At 47.3% G+C, this 827-nt stretch carries 1 protein-coding gene; it reads right to left on the reverse strand.

From position 1 onward, the window contains the following. Window positions 1–827, reverse strand: an 827-nt coding sequence (locus H8S64_RS22190; protein WP_186978734.1) for a TraM recognition domain-containing protein, incomplete at both ends; no start/stop codon positions are given.

Consider the following 827-nt stretch of genomic DNA (forward strand, 5'->3'; position numbering starts at 1 on the left):
AGGTTGGATATTTTGCTGGCGGGTATCAGGCTGTCCATTTGGGTGCTTATCGAGGTGGATTTTTCCCGTTGGTTGATTGTCATGCTCTGCCGTTTCTGCAACACCTTTCCGAAACGCTCGGAAAGGATTTTCGCCGTTTCACCGACTACCTGACCGCTGAACACGTTGCCCACAGTATTTTGGATTACCCGGCTTTCCTTGTCCCCGTAGTCACGGGTAAGCTGGCTGTAATCCTGAAAGCCCAGCAGAACCGCTACCTTGTTGCTTCGTGCCGTAGCAATCAAATTGTCAAGTCCACGAAAATAAATCGTTGGCAACTCGTCTATAATCACCGAACTTTTAAGCTGACCTTTCTTGTTTATCAGCTTCACGATACGGGAATTATACAGTCCCAATGCTGCCGAGTAGATATTTTGGCGGTCAGGATTGTTGCCGACAACCAAGATTTTAGGCTCTTTCGGGTTGTTGATGTCCAGTGAAAAATCATCACCTGTCATAACCCAGTAAAGGGCGGGTGAAATCATCCTTGAAAGCGGGATTTTCGCACTGGCAATCTGCCCCTGCAACTGTTCTTGGGCGTCCGATTCCCAAGCATCTACGAACGGGGAAAGGTAATTTTCCAGTTCGGGGTAGCTGCGCAAAATGGTGAATACATCGGCGTATTTCTTGTTCAACAGTTCTATGGCATGGGGGAACGTGCAATACTTACCGCCTTGATAGATACGGAGATACCAAATTATAGCCGCCAAAAGGATAATCGGACTTTCCACGAAGAAATCGCCCTGCTTGCTTATCCAACTTCGATTGAGGTTAAGCATTATCGTGTA

This window comes from Butyricimonas hominis (assembly GCF_014287455.1).
Classification (GTDB): domain Bacteria; phylum Bacteroidota; class Bacteroidia; order Bacteroidales; family Marinifilaceae; genus Butyricimonas; species Butyricimonas muris.